Raw genomic sequence first — 19,516 nt, 5'->3', positions numbered from 1 at the left:
CGATGCTGCGTGATCACTGCTGCATCACAGCCAATACTGCAACGCGCGTGCTGCCCACTCGAGCACACGCTCCTTGATGCCGCGACTGCGCCATTGCTCGCGCGTGATTTCTGTTGAATCCTGCAGGTCGCGCGCGAACAGGTCTTCCATGCGGCGCGCGAAATCGACATCCAGTACCACCGCGTTGAGTTCGTCGTTGTGCAGGAAGCTGCGCATGTCGAGATTGGTGGAGCCAATGGTGGACCACACGCCGTCGATCACTGCGGTCTTTGCGTGCAGCACGTAGGCCTTGCGCTCGTAGACGTGGATGCCGGCATCGAGCAGTTCCGCATAATAGGACCGGCCCGCGTACAGGATCAGGCCCACGTCACTCAGGCTGGGAAAGATGACGCGCACATCGACGCCGCGCCGCGCTGCGTCCGCCATGGCCTGCACCACCTGGCGGTCCGGCACGAAGTAGGCGGTGGTGACATGGATGGTCTTGTCGGCATTTGTGAAGGCCGAGATGTAGGTCTTGTAGATCGCGTAGTCGGCCTTGTCGGGCGTGCTGGCGATGGCCCGCACCAGCGCTTTGCCTTCCGCTTTCAGGGGCGGAAAGAAGTCTGCATCGGGCAGCGACTCGCCGGTCTCGCGCCGCCAGGTATCGAGGAACTGGCGCTGGAAGTCGGCGACCACCGGCCCTTCGATCTGCATGTGCGTGTCGCGCCATGCATTCTCCTTGGCGTCCTTGGGCGGCGGCTCGTTGCTCCTGCTCTTGAGGAGCGCGCTCTTGCCGTACACCTTGCTGATGTTCACGCCGCCGGTGAAGGCAATGCGGCCGTCGACAACCAGCAACTTGCGATGGTCGCGCTGGTTGATTTCCCAGTCGCCCCTGGCATTGGCCGGATTGACCGGGTTGTATTCGAGTACGCGGATGCCTGCTTCGCGCAGCCGGTCGAAGAATTCGCGCGGGGTGCCGAGCGCACCCACGCTGTCGTAGATCAGGTTGACGGCCATGCCTTCCGCTCTTTTCCGGATCAACAGGTCGGCCAGCGCGCGCCCGACTTCATCGTCCTCGAAGATGTAGGTTTCCAGGTTGACGTGATGGTGCGCGCCGCGGATGGCTTCCATCATCGCGCGCATGGTGACCGGACCATCCGCCAGCAAGGTGACCTTGTTGCCGGCGACCAGCGGCCTGCCGCTGATCGCTTCCTCCGCTGCCACATGGCGCGCGAGGATATCGGTCTCGCCGACACGGCTCGCCATGTGTTCCAACAGCGCATGCGTCTTTGCCTCGGGCAATTCGCCGCGCACGCTGACGATGCGGGCATCCTGCGGCACCAGTTCGCGCTCGCGCAGGTAGCGCACGTCGGGAAGGCTCGCGCACGATACCAGCAGCGCGACCAGCAACAGCGTGCTGATCCATGTGCCGCGCAGCCAGCCCAGGCGTCTCCGGTGTTGGGGCAAACCGTCCATTGCGGCATTCGCTTTCCGTTGTTCCTGATAATTTATTCCGATCGGTGAACCGCGGAAAAATTCCTGCAATCCTTGGATGCATAGCAAAAAATCACGGCATCGGCACGATGCATTGCACGTTACACTTGCCGCCATGAACATCATCGGCGTCGATTTCACCTCCGCACCGCGGCGTGCAAAACCCATCACCGTCGCGCATGGCGAGAGCCAGGGCGATGTGCTGCGTATTGACAGGATCGCCGCGCACGACGACTGGACATCCTACGAGGCATGGCTGGCGCAACCCGGTCCGTGGGTCGGCGCATTCGATTTTCCGTTCGGACTGTCGCGCGAACTGGTCGAGCATCTTCAGTGGCCGCAGACCTGGGCGGAACTTGTCTCGCATTGCGCATCCATTCCGCGTGCGGAGTTGCGCGCCACCTTCAAGGCCTTCTGCGATGCGCGTCCCGTTGGCAACAAGTTCGCGCATCGCGTCACCGACGGCCCGGCAGGTTCCAGCCCTTCAATGAAGTGGGTCAATCCGCCGGTCGCCTACATGTTCCATGAGGGCACGCGCCGGCTGTTGCAGGCTGGTGTGACGGTGTTCGGGTTGCAAGCGGGCGATCCGCATCGTATTGCGCTGGAAGGCTATCCGGGGCTGGTGGCGCGCGCAGTCACGCGCGCTTCCTACAAGAGCGACGAGCGCGCAAAGCAGACGCCGCAGCGGCGCGCGGCGCGACAGGAAATCATCAAGGCGCTGGAAGAGGGCACGCATCCGCTCGGTGTCGTCCTGCAGGTGAGCACGCGCTTGCGGCGCGAGCTGATGGATGACGGCACGGCGGACCGGCTCGATGCGGTGTTATGCGCTGTTGCTGCAGCGTGGGCAGCGCGCCGGCCGAATTACGGACTGCCCTTGCAGATCGATCCGATTGAGGGATGGACGGCGGGCGCGGCGCATGAGGGGCTGGAATAAGTGGCTGAAACAATCACTGACACAAGCACTGAAACAAGCACTAAAACAACGGGGGATGCATGTTGTGCATCCCCCGTTTTATCACGCTTCCTTTCCCGCAACGGGAATTGGCACGGCGCCAATGAATGGCCGCGCGTGTGTGAAATCTCTTCAGATATTCGGACCTATCCGGACCTTGTTGCTGATGCTGGATATGGCATAACCCTTGGCGTCGATCTGCGCGAGCGCATCATCCGCTGACAGGCCGTGCACCGGTTCGGTGTTCTGGTCGAGGTCGATATTGTGTTCTGCAGTCTCCCAATCGATGTTGGTTGCTTCTTCAGGAATCGGCCTTCCTTCCGGCACGGCCAGATACGAAAACCTGCCTCCCTGCTCAGGGCGTTTGTACACATCAACTTTCATGGTGCCATCCTTATAAAAACGGGTGTGAACTGTTGGGTGTGAGCTATTGACTCCTCGTCATCACAAAGGTTGCGCCTTTCCGAAATCCATTTCGTGCAATGGCGATGTTTGCCATTGGAGAAATGCGTCCTGCTTACAAAGTGTAGTGCATGAAATGCACTGCGCCACCAGCAATTGATGACCTTCCTGCAAGGGAATGCGGGAAAGCGTTTTGCTCTGACAACATATTCGTAAAAAAATGTTTCTGAGTTGCATAAACGTGTATTGAATCGGGGAAAACCGGTATTTAGAATGGGCAACACTTGCGCTGCATCAAGGAGACTGAAGCAGCGCCCCGGCGGTTCGCGCAGCGGGCCGGTGTGTTTGTCATTCGATGGGTATCGGATTCATGTCAATACAGAAACCCCACGCGAAGAAGACCTGGACCCTGTCCGCTGTTCTGGGCATTCTCATTTTCACTTCCAGCCTGTTCGCAGGCCCGACTGCCGCCGAAGCCGTGGTGCTCGATTCGACGCTGCGCGAGCAGGTTGTCATGCTTCCTGTCATCTCGGCCGGTGAAGCAGTGGATCTCGAAACCACGATTTTCAAGCCGCCAGGCATCGGACCGTTCCCGCTGGTCATCATGAACCACGGCAAGGCCCTCGGCAGCCCGCGCAACCAGCATCGCGACCGTTTCGTTTCCCTGAGCCGTGAATTCGTCAAGCGAGGCTATGCAGTCATCGTGCCGATGCGCAAGGGATTCTCGAAGTCGACCGGCGACTATGTCGACCCCGGCTGCGACATGACCGCACACGGCCAGACGCAGGCAGACGACCTGCAGGGCGTGGTGGAATACCTGCGCACCCAGAGCTGGGTCGATCGTGATCACATCATCATTGCCGGCCAGTCCTATGGCGGCCTCACCGCGCTGGCATTCGGCACGCGCCAGTTCCCCGGCGTGCGCGGCCTGATCAATTTTGCGGGCGGCCTGAAGATGCACGGCGGTGACTGCCATTGGCAGCAATCGCTGGTGCAGGCTTTCGCCGACTACGGCGCGAAGACAACGCTGCCGAGCATTTGGTTCTATGGCGAAAACGACCATCACTTCGGCCCGGAACTGGCGGCGCGCCTGTACAGCGCCTACAACCATGCTGGCGGGCACGCGACCCTGGTCGCCTACGGCCCGTTCAAGAAGGACGCGCACGGCATGAGCGCCAGCCGCGACGGCATCAGGATCTGGTGGCCGGAAACGGAAAAATTCCTGAAGGAAGTCGGCATGCCGACCGACCAGGTGGTTGCACTGGATGACGAGGTCAAGGTGCCGGAGCATGAGTACGCTGCCATCGATGACGTGAAAGCGATTCCCTATCTGAAGGGCAGCGCGCGCGAACAGTACCGCGCCTTCCTCGGCAAGTCCCTGCCGCGTGCCTTCGCTGTATCGGCGAGCGGCGCATGGAGCTGGGCCGAGGATGGGGACGATCCGGTGGAACAGGCGCTCGAGGATTGCCAGCAGCACAGCAGCGTGCCTTGCAAGCTGTATGCGGTCGACAATCACGTGGTGTGGGCCGACGGCCAGCAGCCGGTCATGGCCACGGCTGCGCCCGTTTCCACTCCCGAACCCGCTCCCGCAGTGGCGCCGGTGCAGACCGCCTCCGCGCCGGCCCAGGCCAGCACCGCCGCCGTTACTGGGCCCTGACAGCCGGCCGGCATGAGCGCCCCTGCCGCGGGTGTTCATGCCGTCTCGTCGTGCACATTTTTCAACAAGCATTTTCTTCCGCAAGCCTGATGGATTGCTTCGCAGGATCCTGCCGTAGCAATCAAGGAGCATTCGATGGACAAGCAATCCGATCCCTCCCGCAAGAAATCCGGTTTCCTCGCCCTGTTCACGAGGAATTACTCCGGTCCGCTGACCGGCGTCGCGCTTTCCGCACTGAGCGCCTGGATGATCGTCACCGGCCTGAAGGGGCTGGCCGGATTTGAAGTCACCCGGGAATCCGCGCTCGCGGATCTGCTGGGCATCATCCTCATCATCGGTGTGGCGCGCTGGATGAGGCCCAAGGCCAGGTAAGCCTCGGCGCTGCAAGCAGGTTTGCGTCCTCTCAAGGGACGGGTGGGGAACTCTGGTAAATGTTGCGGGTAACGCACATTTTCCTGTAACGGCCGCTGACCACCATGCGAATTTCCTCCCTGCTTGCGCTCGTCCTGCTGTTTCCCTGCGTGCTTGCGTTCGCCAGCGAGGCGGATTTCAGCGGCGCGTGGGTCGCCTGGCTCTGTCCGCACGACGTGAAGCGCGAATCCGGCAAGTGTTCGAATTTCGTGCTGGAGCTGCACCAGAAGGACGACAAGCTGTGCGGCGCCCATTTCTTCGCGACCGCCGGCGCTGCCAGTATCGACGAGGGAGCGGCGCCCTCGATCATGGGCGAGATCGTGAATGGCACTGCAAGCGTGACGACGATCAGCAGCCGTGCACCTACTCCTGTGCGCTTGCGTGCGGAGATCCGGAAGGTCGAAGGCGGCCTGCAGTGGCGGCGCCTGGACGAGCCGCCGGGCGATTACCTGCTGCCCGAGCGAGCCCGGTTGACGAAATCGAAAAGCCGGACCTTGTTCGCGCCGGTCTTCGCGCAGCAGCTCACTGCCGCCTGTTCCTCTGCCTTCACTATGATCGAACACCGCAATGACGCGGCGGCTTCATCGCCACCTTCATCACCGCCTCCATCGTCGCCCTCAATACTGCCCTCATCACCGCAGAAACCGCAAAACCCATGAGCGCAGGCGCAGGCAGCGTTCTTTGTCGCCTTCCGCACGGCCGTTTCGCGAAATCTTCTTAGACAGACCGCTTCACTTTCCGGATTTTCTCTGGCGCAATGCCTGATACATTCCCTGCATAGTCATCGTGCCCGTCGATCGGCGGGCCGAAGCGGCATGTGCCCTGCCTGCGGCACGAACCCTGACGAAATACTCACCTTCCTCAGTGTCTCCTGAGGCTTGGAGTGGAGACGATGCGATGGCATTGCGGTCTCCACTCCCTTTTTCCCGGCTTGCCAGCGGAATGTGCGGGTGCAAAGAGGTCGGCTCTTCTCTCGCCAGGACGCCAAGCACGCCAAGGAAACAAGGGGCTACTTGTCGATCGACGATGCGAGCGATTGCATCTTTCGCCATCCTCGCCTTTCTTGGCGTTCCCTGCGTCCTGGCGAGAGAAAAATGGTCTTCCAGTAAAAACACCCCGAAAAACATGCTGCGCCGCAATTGGGGCGGCCAAAGTCGGCGGAGAGTGATACGCTATACGTTTTGCCGTGCAGCATTCAATGCGCGGCCGCAGTCATGTTTGCAGTATTTCACTCCATGCCGATCAACTATCTCGCTTCTCTTACCGCTCCCGAACGTTCCGCACGCGCCAATCTGCACCTCGGCGTTTCGCTCGCCTTCGTTGCCGGCGCACTCAATGCCGGCGGCTTCCTCGCTATCGGCCAGTACACCTCCCACATGTCCGGAATGCTGTCGACCGCCGCTGACTTTACGGTGCTCGGTAATTTCGAGGTCGCCGGCACAGCATTCCTGTCCATCCTCTCCTTCATCTCCGGTGCGGCCTCCACGGCCTTGATGGTGAATTATTCAAAGCGCAACACCGACCGCAACATCTACATGCCGCCGCTGCTGCTCGAAGCCACGCTGCTGCTGGTGTTCGGCCTGATGGGGGCGAACCTGCAGATGCATGAGTTCATCAACCTGTCGCTGACGGCCGTGCTGCTGTGCTACGTGATGGGCCTGCAGAATGCGCTGGTCACGAAAATCTCCAATGCCGAGATCCGCACCACGCACGTGACCGGGCTGGTCACCGACATCGGCATCGAGCTCGGCAAGCTGTTCTACTGGAACCGGCATGACAGCGATGCCAGGGAATTCTACGTGCTGGCCAACCGCACCAAGTTGCGCGTGCACCTGATGCTCGTGATCTCCTTCTTCAGCGGCGGCGTGGTCGGCGCGCTGGGCTTCAAGCACATCGGCTTTTCCACCACCATCCCGCTGGCGATCGGCCTGGTGATCATGTCTTCCGCGCCCGTGTTCAAACCGGACGAATAACGGGACAAATAGCGGGGCGAACAAGCGGCCAGACAAGGAGGCGGCCGCAGGCCTGCGCAGTCACGCGCAGGGCGGGAACGAGATGTACAAGGAAGCGGTCTGCGAAGCTGCCGGGCGGAGCCCGGATTGAACCACTGCGGATTGAATCCCCGCGGATTGAATCCCCGCGGATTGAACCCCTGCATATGGCAGGGCTATTTGCAGGCGATCGTCAGGATTTCTTCTTCAACCGGCGCCGGATGCCAGGTCTTTTCATCCGGTCTCCGCGTCGCGCATTCCACTATCGTGCAATGGCGGTACATCTGAAAAAGCTTGCGCTCGGCATCAGGCCGGTCGCGTCCGCCGATGATGATGTTGTCCACCCGCTGGCCGCTCCGGTTCTTCACCGAGAAATTGAACTTCAACATTCGTCCTCCCCTTTGCACTTCTGCTTCTTGTAATTGTTGTCCCTTTATAGGAGACATCAGGGGTGATGTCAAAGCCGATCAGGCAGGTTAAACCCGCCTATTTCACACATTCTTACAGGATTTACACGGGCGTTGCGGAAAGCTTGCCAAAGCATCATGCCTTGCTGACGATGGCGGCCTTCCACTTGTCGACCAGGCCGAGTGCCAGCGCAGTTGCGCACAGGACGACGGCGATGCCGATGACGGTGCCCGGCGTGATCGGTTCGCCAAGCAGCAGCCAGGCCCAGATCGATGCGGTGGCCGGCACCAGAAAGGTCACGGTGATGGCCTTGCTCGATCCTTCGGTGGCGATCAGGTGGAAGAAAATCGCATAGGCCAGCCCGGTGCAGAAGATGCCGAGCACCGCAACGGCCACCAGCACCGTTCCCGTTACCGTCGTTGCAGCATGCGGCACGGCGGGCAGGGCGAAGGGCAGCAGCGCGAGGCCGGCCGTCAGCTGGCTGCCCGTGGCCGTTGCCAGCGAGGGCAGGTCGGATGCCTTCATGCGGGTATAGGTGGCGGCGTAGCCGTAGCAGACCGCGGCGCCCATCCCGGCCAGTACCCCCAGCACCGTGTTGAGGTTGACGGCCGTCGGCCCGACACCGACCAGCACCGCCACACCGAGCAGGCCGAGCACGCAGGCCGCAATCCGCGTCGGCGTCAGGCGCTCGGCCAGCAGCAGGAAGCCGAACACGCCGGTGAAGATCGGCGCCAGCGAATTCATGGTGGCCATGTAGGACGAAGGGATATACAGCGCGGACCAGGCGAACAGCGCGAACGGGATCGCGGTATTGAACAGCCCGATAACGAGATAAGTGCGGGCGTTGCGCCGCCAGGCGAAGTCGATGCCGCGCGAGCGGGCGACGAAATACAGCGCGCTGCCGCCGAGCAGCACGCGCCCGAGCGTGGTCAGCATCGGGCCGATCACCGGCGCGGCGATGCGCATCAGCATGAAGCTCGTGCCCCAGATGGCACCGAGCAGGAAGAGTCTCAGAAGGTTGGAAGTGGACATGGTGCGGAAAGGATTTTGCAGGCCCGCGCAGGACTGCTGTTGTGAACAGGGCCGCTTTTAGAATCCACCATTTTATGCGGGTGCATGATGAAAGGCTAATGACATTTATTGACATGCCCTGTGAGAATAACTAACAACCGGCCGCACGGATGCATCGCCATGCGCAAGCAAACCAGGTCGCGTAAACTGGCGGCCTGAATCCATTCGACACTCACTTCATGATGCAAGCCTCACGTCTTTCAAGCTTCGCTGCCGGTGCGCGCGACACGCTGCCGATGCTGGTCGGCGCTGCGCCCTTCGGCATGATCTTCGGCACGCTCGTCGCCACTACTCCGCTCGCCGCGTGGCAGGGCCAGCTGATGTCGCTCAGCGTATTCGCCGGTTCCAGCCAGTTCATCGCGGTCGGTCTTGTCGCCGGCCATGCCGGCATGCTGGTGATCTGGCTGACGACCCTCATCGTCAACCTGCGCCACATGCTGTATGCCGCGACGCTGCTGCCGCACGTAGCCCATCTTCCCGCGCGCTGGCGCTGGACGCTCGGCTTCCTGCTGACGGACGAAACCTTCGCGGTGATGAACGGCTACTACAGCAAGCGCACCGACCCGCGGATCGGGCACTGGTACTTCCTCGGCTCCGGTCTGTCGATGTACGCCAACTGGCAGGCGTGGACGCTGGTCGGCCTGCTGTTCGGCGCGGTGTTCCCGCAACTGCAATCGCTCGGCCTCGACTTCGCCATGGTCGCGACCTTCATTGCCATCGTCGTGCCGCAGCTCAGCCGCCTGCCGCATCTCGGCGCGGCACTCGGCGCGGGCCTGTTCGCCTACCTGCTCAAGGACCTGCCGTACAAGCTCGGATTGATGTCTGCCGTGCTGGTCGGCGTCACCATCGGCGTGGCCCTGTCGCGCTGGCAGGCCAGGCAGGTGGAGGCGGCATGAACTTCACCCTCATGATCCTTGGTATGGCGGCGGTGACGATATTCATCAAGGCCGCCATCTTCGTGCTGGGCGGACGCGTGGTGTTTCCGCCCCTCCTGCAACAGGCGCTCGGCTTCGTGCCGGTCACCGTGCTGACCGCCATCATTGTGCCAATGGTGCTCGCGCCGCACGGCGAAGGGCTCGAACTCAACTGGCGCAATCCGCAACTGATCGGCGCGCTCGCGGCCATGCTGGTATGCGCCGCCACGCGGCGCCAGCTGCTGACGATCACGGTCGCGCTGGCCGTGTTCTTCGGCTGGCAGCTCGGCGTCATAGGGACGTAAATCGGCACATGAACCGGCACATGAATAGGTGCATGAGCAGGCATATGATTATTGAATTGATAACAATGTATCGCCCTTGATACGTTTCCCGGGTTGACTGGCTGTTGCTGCGGGCCTGACAATAATCAAAGGAAATATTTTGCCATCACAATACGCCGTGGCAGGCTGATACGAGGCTCAAGCAGAGGCTCATCATGCGTCGGGCCTGGCCATTCATCATGCTGGAGATTACATGGGTCGATCGCTGGGCCTGCGCGGCAAGTCTGTTCTCGCACTATTTATCACGTCCGTCCTGGTCCTGCTGATCGCCGGCGCAATCGGCTGGCAGGCGATCGACACCATACGCGCCCATCTCGGCACGGCCTTCACCCGCAACTTCACTTTGCTCAATCGCGAGCGCATCCTCGCTCCCGTGACGCGCGAACTGGCGCTGGCCAGGCGGCTCGCTGCCTCCCAGCTCATCCGCCAGTGGCTGGCCGATGACGCCGACCCTGCTAAGAAAGCGCTGGCATTGCGCGAAGCGGAGGACTTCCGCGCCGACTTCACCGACCACTCCTATTTCATTGTCGCCGCCGGCAGCAGGCACTACTACTTCAACGACACCCGGTCGCCCTTCAGCGCCGAAGCGCGCTACACGCTGAATCCCGCGGATGCCAACGATGCCTGGTTCTTCAATTCCATGAAAGCCGATGCCACGTTCAACATCAATGTCGACCCGGATGTGCGGCTGAACCTGCTCAAGGTCTGGATCAACGTGATCGTGCAGGACGGCGGGAAGCGGGTCGGCATGGCCGGCACCGGCCTCGACCTGACCACTTTCCTGCGCGAGTTCATTCATACCACCGAGCCGGGCGTGACGCCGATGGTGGTCAATCCCGACGGCGCGATCCAGGCGCATCCCGACGGCAAGCGCATCGCGTTCAACACCGCCGGGAAGAATGCCGGCGTGGAGCAATCCCTGTTCGGCATCGTGCAAGGAAAGAACGATGCCGCCATCGCGCGCGCCGCGCTCGCCTCCGCAGTCACCCAGCCCGGCAGCGCGCACCTGTTTTACGCCACACTGAACGGCAAGCGCCAGCTGCTGGCCGATTCCTACATCCCCGAACTGAAATGGCACGTGCTGACCGCGGTCGACCTCGATGCCGCGCAGCTGATCGATCCCGGCCTGATGAAATGGATCGCGGCAGCCGGGGTGGTGCTCTTCGCACTGGCGATGGCCGGCTTCGTGTACGCCGTCAACCGCCTGTTGATTGCGCCACTGCTGAAACTCAAGCAGTCGGCGCAGCAGATCGCGGCGGGCAATTACGCGGTCGCCCTGCCGGAAGGCCGTGCCGATGAAATCGGCGAACTGACCGAGAGCTTCGGCGCGATGGCGCAGAAGGTGCGCCGCCACACCGAGGAGCTGGAAGAAACGGTGCGCGAACGCACGCGCGAGCTGATGGTCGCCAACAGCGAGATGACGGCGGCCAACAAGAAGATCAGCGATTCGATTTCCTACGCCAGCCTGATCCAGCGCGCCATCCTGCCGGACCGCCAGCTTGGCCGCGCGCTGGGCAACAACCATTTCGTGCTGTGGCGGCCGCGCGATGTGGTCGGCGGCGATTTCTATGTCTACCGCGAAGCGGGCGACGGCTGCCTGCTCGGCATCGTCGACTGTGCCGGCCATGGTGTCCCGGGCGCCTTCATGACCATGCTCGCGCGCGCGGCCATGGACCAAGCGATCAATGAAGCCGGCGTGGCTGATCCCGCCGCGATCCTGCACCGCACCGATCGGGCGATGCGCGCGATGCTGCAGCTCGACGGCGGCCACAAGCACATTGCCACCATGATGGATGCCGGCGTGGCATGGATCGATTTCGCAAGTCGGCGCATCACTTTCGCCGGCGCGCGCATCGCGCTGTACTGGAGCGACGGCAGCGAGGTCGACAGCATCAAGGGCACGCGCCGCTCGCTGGGCGAGCGCCAGCAGGGAGAGTATGTCAACATGACGGCCGAGCTGCTGCCGTCACGCACCTTCTACCTGACGACCGACGGTTTTCTCGACCAGGCCGGCGGCAGCAAGGGCTTCGGCTTCGGCAATGCGCGCTTCACCGACATGCTGCGCCAGCATGCGAACCGGCCGCTGGCGGAGCAGAGCGGCGCATTCGAATCCACGCTGGCGGCATACCGGGGCGCGCATCCGCAGCGCGACGACATCACGATAGTGTGTTTCCGTTTCACCTGACCTGAGGGAGAAGGCATGCATTCAATCGATCTCTTTTCACTGCAGCAGACCTACAACCAGCAGCGCATCATGCTCTGCTTCAATGGTCCGCTGACCAGGAGTCTGATCGAGGAGATCGGCAACGCGCTGCGCAATTACATGCAGCGCGAAAACGCCACGGCTTCGTCCGCGATGGACGTGTTCGGCGCCTACATTGAACTGACGCAGAATATCCGGCATTACGCCGCGCGCAAGGGCTGGGATGATGCCAAGGCATCCGCTACGGTGATCATTGCGCGCGACGCCGAGGGGCGCTACGTGGTCTCGGCGGGAAATATCGTTGATGCGGGCGACGGCCCGGAACTACAGGCGCGCGTCAAGGCGCTGGCCGCGATGGACAAGGTGCAGCTCAAGGCAAGATACAAGGAGCAGTTGCGCCAGCCGCGCGACGAAGGTTCCACGACCGGCGCCGGCCTGGGGCTGATCGACCTCGCGCGCAAGGCGGCTGAGCCGCTTGCCTGTTCGCTGCGCACACTGGATGATGGACGCGCATTCTTCAGCATGCGCGTCGTGATGTAACGGAAGGAACAATGATGAACGACCTGAGAATTGAAGGCACGCAATCCACGCCCTCCATCGTGGCGGATGCGCGGACCGGCACCGTCGAGATGAGCGGCGACTCCTATCCGGAGAATTCCTTCGAGCTGTTCTCGCCCGTCCTGCAATGGATCGAAGCGTATCTGCGCGACACGCAACACGCACTGACCCTCAACCTGCACCTGCTCTATCTCAACACCAGCAGCGTCAAGGCCATGATGGACATCTTCGACATGCTGGAAGACGCGCACCGCGAAGGACGCGAAGTGGCGGTCAACTGGTTTTACGACGAGCAGAACGAGCGGGTGGCGGAGCTTGCCGAGGAATTCAAGGAAGATTGCAGCTTCCCCTTCATGATCGCCAGCCAGGTGGAATGACCGTGCGCGACGATAAGAACCTGGAACTGGTCATCGAGATGCTGCTGGCGGATCCTGCGCACAAGGAGAATCCGCTGCACTATCCGTTGCAGGAGCTGTACCAGGAATTTCGCGGCCTGCTGCGCCAGATCGACCGCATCACGCGCATTTCCGATGGCTATCAGAGCATCGTGCGCGAAGAGAAGCTCGGCCTGACGGAGCGCTACCAGCGGCAGTTGCGGCAACTGGAAAAGATCGCGCATATCTCCGACCGCTACCAGTCCATGATGCGCGACCTCAACGAGGCGTTGAAGGAAGCCTCGACCAAGGATCCGCTCACGGGCATCGGCAACCGGCGATTGTTGATGGACCGCCTCAAGGCCGAGGCGGCGCGCGCCGAGCGCATGGAGCGGCCCTTGACCATCGCGCTGGCCGATGTTGACCATTTCAAGACGATCAATGACAGCTACGGCCACGAGGCCGGCGACAAGGCGCTGATCGAAATTGCCGGCGCCATCAAGTCCGGCGTGCGCGACTACGACATCTGTGGCCGCTGGGGCGGCGAAGAGTTCCTGGTCATCATGCCCGAGATCGGCGCGGCCGAGGGTGTGCTGGTCGTCGAGCGTATGCGCAACGCCATCGCCGCACTGGAGCTGGACATCGTCGCCGGCAGTGCGCCGGTCGAGATCTCCGCCACCTTCGGCATTGCCGAACGCCGCCCGGGCGAGAGCATTTCCGATACCATCCGCCGCGCCGACACTGCCATGCTGCAGGCCAAGCGCGAGGGACGCAATCGTTACCGGATCGCCGAGTAATCTCCAGCCTTTATTCCATTCGGAGCGCTTTTGTCAGGTGGTCCACGAAAAACACGAAAGAGACCACGAATCAACAAGCTGGCATCGTGAGCCGGTAGGAATGACAGCAAGGCGGGAGGCGGTTTCGAACGCTTTTCGAACGTTGATCCTTTTCGTGTTTTTCGTGGGGCACGCCGAGTGTTTTCCGTGGACAAATCGCTTTCCCAGGTGGCGCTTCGCGGAAGAGATTCACGTTATCCCAAGGTCCGTCGATCTACGCCTGCTTCTTTTTTCTCTTTGGCGCCAGCAAAGTCCCACGGCAATTCTCCGCACCGCACAGGCAGGCGTAGGCGCGCTTGAGCGCCGGGGTGTGGCGGCCGTCCAGTGTCAGGCCGTAGTCGTAGTTGAGTTCTTCGCCGCGCTTGATATCGTGCAGGGAATAGATGAAGACGTGGCCGTCTTCTTCCCGTGCTTCGCAGTTGGGTGCACAGGCGTGGTTGATCCAGCGCGCGTCGTTGCCCTGGCTGCCGCCGTCGATGATCTTGCCGTTGTCCAGGCTGAAGAAGAAGGTGTGGAAGTCGTCGGGCGCCTTGGCATTTTCCCGCTTGACTGCTTCCTTCCCGCTGATGCGCTCGCCTTCGTATTCGACGATGCGGGTGCCGGCCGGGATCTTGCGTGCGGCGAAAACGCCGCGTCCGTGGATCCGGGAATTGCGTACGGCGAAAAGGGGGCGTTCGGTGGATGCGGCGGCTGCCTTGCTGATGCGACTCATTTCGGTTCCGGTGAATGAAGGGAAGGGCTGCTGGATGCCTTGTGCGACACGTTTTTCAGGAAGGTTTGAAGTTTAAACAATTCTCGGGCAGTTTGGGCTGCGCATCGCTTGCTCCAGCGAAAAAAACGATGCGGCGCCCGGCGGCGGAACCAAGACCACCCTGTTTCCTCAAATACAAGATGTTTGCGCATTGACGCGCTCGGCGTGCAGCCTATCTTGTATAGAGAGCACCCTGCATGGGTCGCACTATCAGAGGAAAGAAGGGAAGGCATGCCTAAGACCGCAAGGATTGTCCTGATCGCACTCGCCGCGCTGGTGGCGCTGCTGCTTGCTGCCGCGGGCATCGTTGCCGCAACCTTCAATCCGAACGATTACAAGCCCTTGCTCATCAGGATGGTGCAGGAAAAGAAGCAGCGCACGCTGCGGATTCCGGGCGATATCAAGCTGAGTTTTTTCCCGAAGCTCGGCGCGAAGTTCGGGCCGGCCAGCATTTCCGAGCGCAACAGCAGCGCGGAATTCGCCTCCGTAGACAGCGCGAGAGTATCGCTTGAACTCATCCCGCTGCTGGCGAAAAAACTGGTCATCGACCAGGTCCAGGTCGATGGCCTTCGCGCGACCATCACACGCCATAAGGACGGCAGCAGCAATGTCGACGACCTGACTGCAAAAGGCGAGCCCGGCCAGCAGGTGCTGTTCGATATCGACAGCGTGCGTATATCGCATGCCGACCTCGTCTACGACGACCGGGAGCAGGACCGCCGGTTCGAGCTGTTCGACATGGACATGGAAACCGGCAGGATCGCCAACGGCGTGCCGAGCAAGCTGAAGCTTGCAGCTGACATCAAGGGCAACAAGCCGGCGGTGAATGCCAGGCTGTCCTTCAAGAGCGGCTTCACGCTCGACCTCGAGCGCAAGCGCTATGCACTGAAAGGGATGGATGCGGAGCTGAAGGGGAGCTTGTCCGGCTTTACCGACCTGCTGCTGCACGCCGTTGGCAACGCCGACCTGCAACCGGACGCGAAACACTTCCTGCTTGACGGCATCCGCCTGTCGGCGAGGGGAAAGGGCGCGGGCAACGCACTCGAGGCGAGCGCCGACATTCCGAAGCTGGTGGTGTCCGATGCGAAGGTCAGCGGCAGCAAGCTGAGCGGCGAGGCGAAACTCAGCGAAGGCGCGCGCACCATCAGCGCCATCTTCAGCACGCCGAATTTCGAGGGCTCGCCTCAGGCCTTCACTCTGCCTGCGCTGATGCTCGATGCGACGATCAAGGATGCAGCGCTGGACGCGAAGGTGAAGCTGTCCGGCGCGCTCTCCGGAAATCTCGACAAGCTGTTGTTGACATCACCGCAAGTCGCCTTGAACCTGTCCGGCCGGCAGGGCGACACCGCACTCAACGGATCGATGACAACGCCACTGTCGATCAACCTCGCGACCCAGTTGATCGACTTGCCGCACATCGCCGCCGATTTCGTCCTGCCCAATCCCGGTGGCGGCACGCTGGCGCTGAAGGCGGGCGGCAACGCCAGCGTTCGCCTCGACAAGAAGACGATGTCGGCGACGCTCAAGGGCAGCCTCGACCAGAGCAACTTCAACGCAAGCTTGGCACAGAACGGATTCTCGCCGGCGGCATATACATTTGACATCGGCATCGACCAGCTCGATCTTGACCGTTACCAGCGCAAGAGCGCACCGCCGGCGAACGCGCCGGCATCAAAACCGGCGAAGCCGGAAGCGCCAATGGATTTTTCCGCGCTGCAGAAATTGCAGGCAAGCGGCAGTGTGCGTGTCGGCGCGCTGAAGGTACAAAACATCAGGACAACGAATGTGCGCTTCGATGTGCGCGCGGCGGGTGGAACACTGAATGTGCGACAGCTCACGGCCAGTCTGTATGGTGGCAGCGTCAACGGCGGCCTGGCCATTACTGCCGGCAGGCCGGTGCGTTTCGCGCTGCGTCAAACGCTCTCCGGCATCAATGTTGGCCCGTTGCTGAAGGATGCCATCGACAAGGCGCCGATCGAAGGACGCGGCAACGTGCAGCTCGACGTCACCACCAGCGGCGCGACCTTCGGCCAGATCAGGAAGGCATTGAACGGCACGGCGCGACTGGAGTTGCGCGACGGAGCGATTCGCGGCGTCAACATCGCGCAGGCGGTGCGGCGCGCCAAGGCGCAGATCGGCGCGATACGCGGCGACGTGCCGGCGCAGACGGGCACGTCATCTGCCGAAGAGAAGACCGACTTCAGCGAACTGACGGGATCCTTCCGCATCGCCAACGGCATTGCGCACAACGACGACCTCAATATCAAATCGCCATTGATGCGCATCGGCGGTTCGGGCGACATCAACCTCGGCGACGAACGCATCGACTATCTCGTCAAGGCAACTGTCGTGTCGACGCTGCAGGGACAGGGTGGTCCCGAACTGCAGGCGCTCAAGGGACTCACGGTGCCGGTGCGCCTCACAGGGCCGTTGGCGTCGATGAGCTGGCGCATCGATTTCGCCGGAATGGCAAGCGAACTCGCAAAGCAGAAGCTCGAAGAAAAGAAGGGAGAAGTGAAAGCAAAAATCGAGGAGCAGCTCAAGGACAAGCTGAAGGGCTTCCTCGGCCGATAGGGCGCTTCACATTTCAATATACCTCAGCGATTCAAACGTGCAAGAAATATTACGATGATGTGCATCGGCATTTGCATCGATGCAACGCACATCGTGCACGCACAACATATCGCGCAATCTCTTCCTGTCGCATCTGCATCAACACCATCGCACGAACAGCGCGTGCTTTGCCATTCAATTCATGCGTTCACTGCGCGACCACATGCATGACACGTGCAACGGTGTCGCATTTACGCACCATCTATCTTCGATGACGAATCAGCATGCTGCGCTGCACTGCATCGCGAAAACGCGCTTTCACGACAGCGATTGCGCAAAAAAGTTTTGCGCAATCAAAACTTTTTTCGCAGAAAACACGAGCGAAATACGAGAGAAATATCGCATTGAAAAGATGAAGTGGCTACACAAATTTTTAACGGTTTTCTCTGTCAGAAAAAATCCGAAAATTTTCTATGGACAATGGAAAACAGCGCGTATTATTAAATTGCGGAGTGGAAATTCAAATCTGTATCCGACACCCAATGACCGGTAGATTTACAAAGGAAACCCCATGAAGATCTTTGACAACTACGCATCACGGTATGAGCGGACACGGGAAGAGGAGTACTCCCTGCAAGAATATCTGGAATTGTGCAAACGCGATCGACTCGCCTTCGCCACTGCCGCCGAGCGCATGCTCGAAGCAATCGGTGAACCCGAACTCGTTGATACGCGTCACGATCCGCGACTCTCGCGCATCTTCGCCAACAAGGTTATCAAGATCTATCCTGCGTTCCGTGAGTTCTACGGCATGGAGGAAGTCATCGAGCAGGTCGTTTCCTATTTTCGTCATGCAGCGCAAGGCCTGGAAGAGCGCAAGCAGGTGCTCTATCTCCTCGGCCCGGTCGGCGGCGGCAAATCGTCGATCGCCGAAAAGCTGAAATCACTGATGGAGCGCGTGCCCTTCTACGCGATCAAGGGTTCGCCCGTGAATGAATCACCGCTCGGCCTGTTCGATGCGGATGAAGACGGCGCGATCCTTGAAGAGGATTACGGCATTCCCCGCCGCTACCTCAAGACTATCCCCAGCCCATGGGCGGTGAAGCGCCTGCACGAGTTCAACGGCGACATCAACCAGTTCCGCGTCGTGAAGCGTTATCCGTCTGTATTGAAACAGATCGCGATTTCAAAGACCGAGCCGGGCGACGAAAACAACCAGGACATCTCTTCGCTGGTGGGCAAGGTCGATATCCGCAAGCTGGAAGATTATTCGCAGGATGATCCGGATGCCTACAGCTACTCCGGCGGCCTGTGCCTGTCGAACCAGGGCCTGATGGAATTCGTCGAGATGTTCAAGGCGCCGATCAAGGTGCTGCATCCGTTGCTGACCGCGACGCAGGAAGGCAACTACAAGGGCACCGAAGGTTTCGGTGCGATTCCCTTCGACGGCGTGGTGCTGGCGCACTCGAACGAGTCGGAGTGGAAAGCGTTCAAGAACAACAAGAACAATGAAGCATTTCTCGATCGTATCTACATCGTGAAAGTGCCGTACTGCCTGAGAGTGTCCGAGGAAATCAAGATTTACGATAAGCTGGTTCGCACTTCATCGCTGTCGCAGGCGCCTTGCGCGCCCGGCACCTTGAAGATGATGGCGCAGTTCGCCGTGCTGTCGCGTTTGAAGGAACCGGAGAACTCCAGCATCTTCTCGAAGATGCAGGTGTATGACGGTGAGAATCTGAAGGACACCGATCCGAAGGCGAAGTCGCGCCAGGAGTACACCGACTACGCCGGCGTGGATGAAGGCATGAACGGCCTCTCGACGCGCTTCGCATTCAAGATCCTGTCCAAGGTCTTCAACTTCGACAACACGGAAGTCGCGGCCAATCCGGTGCACTTGCTCTACGTACTGGAACAGCAGGTCGAGCGCGAGCAGTTCCCGCCGGAGACCGAGCAGAAGTACATGTCGTACATCAAGGAGTACCTGGCGCAGCGCTACGTCGAGTTCATCGGCAAGGAGATCCAGACGGCCTACCTCGAGAGCTATTCGGAATATGGTCAGAACATCTTCGACCGTTATGTGACCTTCGCCGACTTCTGGATCCAGGACCAGGAATTCCGCGATCCGGATACCGGCGAGAGCTTCGATCGCGAAGCACTGAACAGCGAGCTCGAGAAAATCGAGAAGCCCGCGGGTATCTCCAACCCGAAGGACTTCCGCAACGAGATCGTCAACTTCGTGCTGCGCGCGCGCGCCCAGAACAACGGCAAGAACCCGGCCTGGACCAGCTACGAAAAACTGCGCACGGTGATCGAGAAGAAGATGTTCTCGAATACCGAAGAGCTGCTGCCCGTGATCTCCTTCAATGCGAAGGCGAGTGCCGACGATGCGAACAAGCATCAGGAATTCGTCGGGCGCATGGTGGCCAAGGGTTACACCGCCAAGCAGGTACGTTTGCTGTGCGAATGGTATCTGCGGGTGCGCAAGTCGTCGTGATGCAGATGTAATGCCTGCCGCTTCGCGGACCGGCGCCTTCCCCCTCCCAGGGGGAAGGTTGGGATGGCAGTAGGGCGGTTGAGCGGTCGACTCCGCTGGATCGATCTCTCTACCCCCACCCTGG

Annotated in this window: 19 protein-coding genes; 13 read left to right on the top strand and 6 right to left on the bottom strand. The window is 60.8% G+C overall.

Annotation, left to right across the window (positions count from 1 at the left end; translation table 11 throughout):
- Nucleotides 1–24: 24 nt before the first annotated feature.
- A complete protein-coding gene (locus tag VJ698_RS18310) occupies nucleotides 25–1,455 on the bottom strand; it encodes a phospholipase D-like domain-containing protein (RefSeq protein ID WP_324104234.1) in 1,431 nt (476 codons plus the stop codon).
- A 133-nt stretch (nucleotides 1,456–1,588) separates the two neighbouring features.
- On the opposite strand from VJ698_RS18310, the gene VJ698_RS18305 reads away from it, so the two are divergent.
- Nucleotides 1,589–2,407 (top strand): DUF429 domain-containing protein, encoded by an 819-nt coding sequence (locus tag VJ698_RS18305; protein WP_414691189.1) that lies wholly within the window; start codon nucleotides 1,589–1,591, stop codon nucleotides 2,405–2,407.
- 150 nt (nucleotides 2,408–2,557) lie between these two features.
- On the opposite strand, the gene VJ698_RS18300 is transcribed toward VJ698_RS18305, so the two are convergent.
- The gene (locus VJ698_RS18300) at nucleotides 2,558–2,809 is read right to left on the bottom strand and encodes a DUF6139 family protein (protein ID WP_324104232.1); all 252 of its coding nucleotides are present in this window, start codon (nucleotides 2,807–2,809) and stop codon (nucleotides 2,558–2,560) included.
- Between the two features lie 388 nt (nucleotides 2,810–3,197).
- Here VJ698_RS18300 and VJ698_RS18295 point away from each other — a divergent pair, with 388 nt between their 5' ends.
- The 3 genes from VJ698_RS18295 to VJ698_RS18285 all read left to right on the top strand — a co-directional run bounded on the left by VJ698_RS18295 (nucleotide 3,198) and on the right by VJ698_RS18285 (nucleotide 5,554).
- Nucleotides 3,198–4,484 carry a dienelactone hydrolase family protein gene (locus tag VJ698_RS18295; protein WP_324104231.1) on the top strand — a complete coding sequence of 429 codons (1,287 nt, stop codon included), beginning with the start codon at nucleotides 3,198–3,200 and terminating at the stop codon, nucleotides 4,482–4,484.
- Nucleotides 4,485–4,619: 135 nt separating this feature from the next.
- Nucleotides 4,620–4,856 (top strand): hypothetical protein, encoded by a 237-nt coding sequence (locus VJ698_RS18290; protein ID WP_324104230.1) that lies wholly within the window; start codon nucleotides 4,620–4,622, stop codon nucleotides 4,854–4,856.
- 104 nt (nucleotides 4,857–4,960) lie between these two features.
- Nucleotides 4,961–5,554 carry a hypothetical protein gene (locus VJ698_RS18285; protein ID WP_324104229.1) on the top strand — a complete coding sequence of 198 codons (594 nt, stop codon included), beginning with the start codon at nucleotides 4,961–4,963 and terminating at the stop codon, nucleotides 5,552–5,554.
- A gap of 72 nt (nucleotides 5,555–5,626) precedes the next feature.
- Here VJ698_RS18285 and VJ698_RS18280 read toward each other — a convergent pair whose 3' ends face one another.
- The gene (locus tag VJ698_RS18280) at nucleotides 5,627–5,947 is read right to left on the bottom strand and encodes a hypothetical protein (protein WP_324104228.1); all 321 of its coding nucleotides are present in this window, start codon (nucleotides 5,945–5,947) and stop codon (nucleotides 5,627–5,629) included.
- A 162-nt stretch (nucleotides 5,948–6,109) separates the two neighbouring features.
- On the opposite strand from VJ698_RS18280, the gene VJ698_RS18275 reads away from it, so the two are divergent.
- Nucleotides 6,110–6,868: a YoaK family protein gene (locus VJ698_RS18275; protein ID WP_324104227.1), complete on the top strand. Its 759-nt coding sequence runs from the start codon at nucleotides 6,110–6,112 to the stop codon at nucleotides 6,866–6,868.
- Between the two features lie 194 nt (nucleotides 6,869–7,062).
- Here the strand turns inward: VJ698_RS18275 and VJ698_RS18270 are convergent, their stop codons facing one another.
- Complete coding sequence (locus tag VJ698_RS18270; RefSeq protein WP_324104226.1) at nucleotides 7,063–7,275, bottom strand: hypothetical protein; 213 nt, start codon at nucleotides 7,273–7,275, stop codon at nucleotides 7,063–7,065.
- 154 nt (nucleotides 7,276–7,429) lie between these two features.
- A complete protein-coding gene (locus VJ698_RS18265) occupies nucleotides 7,430–8,326 on the bottom strand; it encodes a DMT family transporter (RefSeq protein ID WP_324104225.1) in 897 nt (298 codons plus the stop codon).
- 218 nt (nucleotides 8,327–8,544) lie between these two features.
- Here VJ698_RS18265 and VJ698_RS18260 point away from each other — a divergent pair, with 218 nt between their 5' ends.
- The 6 genes from VJ698_RS18260 (at nucleotide 8,545) to siaD (ending at nucleotide 13,555) form a co-directional block, all read left to right on the top strand.
- Nucleotides 8,545–9,261 (top strand): AzlC family ABC transporter permease, encoded by a 717-nt coding sequence (locus tag VJ698_RS18260; protein ID WP_324104224.1) that lies wholly within the window; start codon nucleotides 8,545–8,547, stop codon nucleotides 9,259–9,261.
- Nucleotides 9,258–9,584 carry an AzlD domain-containing protein gene (locus tag VJ698_RS18255; protein WP_324104223.1) on the top strand — a complete coding sequence of 109 codons (327 nt, stop codon included), beginning with the start codon at nucleotides 9,258–9,260 and terminating at the stop codon, nucleotides 9,582–9,584. Before VJ698_RS18260 ends, VJ698_RS18255 begins: the two co-directional genes overlap by 4 nt.
- A gap of 232 nt (nucleotides 9,585–9,816) precedes the next feature.
- Complete coding sequence (gene siaA, locus VJ698_RS18250; protein ID WP_324104222.1) at nucleotides 9,817–11,808, top strand: biofilm regulation protein phosphatase SiaA; 1,992 nt, start codon at nucleotides 9,817–9,819, stop codon at nucleotides 11,806–11,808.
- Between the two features lie 15 nt (nucleotides 11,809–11,823).
- Nucleotides 11,824–12,366 carry a biofilm regulation protein kinase SiaB gene (siaB, locus tag VJ698_RS18245; protein ID WP_324104221.1) on the top strand — a complete coding sequence of 181 codons (543 nt, stop codon included), beginning with the start codon at nucleotides 11,824–11,826 and terminating at the stop codon, nucleotides 12,364–12,366.
- Nucleotides 12,367–12,380: 14 nt separating this feature from the next.
- Nucleotides 12,381–12,761 carry a biofilm regulation phosphoprotein SiaC gene (gene siaC, locus VJ698_RS18240; protein ID WP_324104548.1) on the top strand — a complete coding sequence of 127 codons (381 nt, stop codon included), beginning with the start codon at nucleotides 12,381–12,383 and terminating at the stop codon, nucleotides 12,759–12,761.
- A gap of 2 nt (nucleotides 12,762–12,763) precedes the next feature.
- Nucleotides 12,764–13,555: a biofilm regulation diguanylate cyclase SiaD gene (gene siaD, locus VJ698_RS18235; RefSeq protein WP_324104220.1), complete on the top strand. Its 792-nt coding sequence runs from the start codon at nucleotides 12,764–12,766 to the stop codon at nucleotides 13,553–13,555.
- 253 nt (nucleotides 13,556–13,808) lie between these two features.
- Here the strand turns inward: siaD and VJ698_RS18230 are convergent, their stop codons facing one another.
- Nucleotides 13,809–14,306 (bottom strand): SET domain-containing protein, encoded by a 498-nt coding sequence (locus VJ698_RS18230; RefSeq protein WP_324104219.1) that lies wholly within the window; start codon nucleotides 14,304–14,306, stop codon nucleotides 13,809–13,811.
- A 270-nt stretch (nucleotides 14,307–14,576) separates the two neighbouring features.
- Here VJ698_RS18230 and VJ698_RS18225 point away from each other — a divergent pair, with 270 nt between their 5' ends.
- On the top strand, nucleotides 14,577–16,919 hold the full coding sequence (locus tag VJ698_RS18225; RefSeq protein ID WP_324104218.1) for an AsmA family protein: 2,343 nt from the start codon (nucleotides 14,577–14,579) through the stop codon (nucleotides 16,917–16,919).
- Between the two features lie 550 nt (nucleotides 16,920–17,469).
- Entirely contained in the window at nucleotides 17,470–19,392 is a 1,923-nt protein-coding gene (locus VJ698_RS18220; protein WP_324104217.1) for a PrkA family serine protein kinase, read from the top strand.
- Nucleotides 19,393–19,516: the final 124 nt, after the last annotated feature.

It is taken from the genome of Noviherbaspirillum sp., from assembly GCF_035254685.1.
Classification (GTDB): domain Bacteria; phylum Pseudomonadota; class Gammaproteobacteria; order Burkholderiales; family Burkholderiaceae_D; genus Noviherbaspirillum.
This window is presented reverse-complemented; position numbering and strand designations above follow the sequence as displayed.

Coding starts and splice junctions, on each gene's coding strand:
- VJ698_RS18310 (WP_324104234.1), bottom strand. CDS start 1,455: ATGGACGGTTTGCCCCAACACCGGAGACGCCTGGGCTGGCTGCGCGGC.
- VJ698_RS18305 (WP_414691189.1), top strand. CDS start 1,589: ATGAACATCATCGGCGTCGATTTCACCTCCGCACCGCGGCGTGCAAAA.
- VJ698_RS18300 (WP_324104232.1), bottom strand. CDS start 2,809: ATGAAAGTTGATGTGTACAAACGCCCTGAGCAGGGAGGCAGGTTTTCG.
- VJ698_RS18295 (WP_324104231.1), top strand. CDS start 3,198: ATGTCAATACAGAAACCCCACGCGAAGAAGACCTGGACCCTGTCCGCT.
- VJ698_RS18290 (WP_324104230.1), top strand. CDS start 4,620: ATGGACAAGCAATCCGATCCCTCCCGCAAGAAATCCGGTTTCCTCGCC.
- VJ698_RS18285 (WP_324104229.1), top strand. CDS start 4,961: ATGCGAATTTCCTCCCTGCTTGCGCTCGTCCTGCTGTTTCCCTGCGTG.
- VJ698_RS18280 (WP_324104228.1), bottom strand. CDS start 5,947: ATGGCGAAAGATGCAATCGCTCGCATCGTCGATCGACAAGTAGCCCCT.
- VJ698_RS18275 (WP_324104227.1), top strand. CDS start 6,110: ATGTTTGCAGTATTTCACTCCATGCCGATCAACTATCTCGCTTCTCTT.
- VJ698_RS18270 (WP_324104226.1), bottom strand. CDS start 7,275: ATGTTGAAGTTCAATTTCTCGGTGAAGAACCGGAGCGGCCAGCGGGTG.
- VJ698_RS18265 (WP_324104225.1), bottom strand. CDS start 8,326: ATGTCCACTTCCAACCTTCTGAGACTCTTCCTGCTCGGTGCCATCTGG.
- VJ698_RS18260 (WP_324104224.1), top strand. CDS start 8,545: ATGATGCAAGCCTCACGTCTTTCAAGCTTCGCTGCCGGTGCGCGCGAC.
- VJ698_RS18255 (WP_324104223.1), top strand. CDS start 9,258: ATGAACTTCACCCTCATGATCCTTGGTATGGCGGCGGTGACGATATTC.
- siaA (WP_324104222.1), top strand. CDS start 9,817: ATGGGTCGATCGCTGGGCCTGCGCGGCAAGTCTGTTCTCGCACTATTT.
- siaB (WP_324104221.1), top strand. CDS start 11,824: ATGCATTCAATCGATCTCTTTTCACTGCAGCAGACCTACAACCAGCAG.
- siaC (WP_324104548.1), top strand. CDS start 12,381: ATGAACGACCTGAGAATTGAAGGCACGCAATCCACGCCCTCCATCGTG.
- VJ698_RS18230 (WP_324104219.1), bottom strand. CDS start 14,306: ATGAGTCGCATCAGCAAGGCAGCCGCCGCATCCACCGAACGCCCCCTT.
- VJ698_RS18225 (WP_324104218.1), top strand. CDS start 14,577: ATGCCTAAGACCGCAAGGATTGTCCTGATCGCACTCGCCGCGCTGGTG.
- VJ698_RS18220 (WP_324104217.1), top strand. CDS start 17,470: ATGAAGATCTTTGACAACTACGCATCACGGTATGAGCGGACACGGGAA.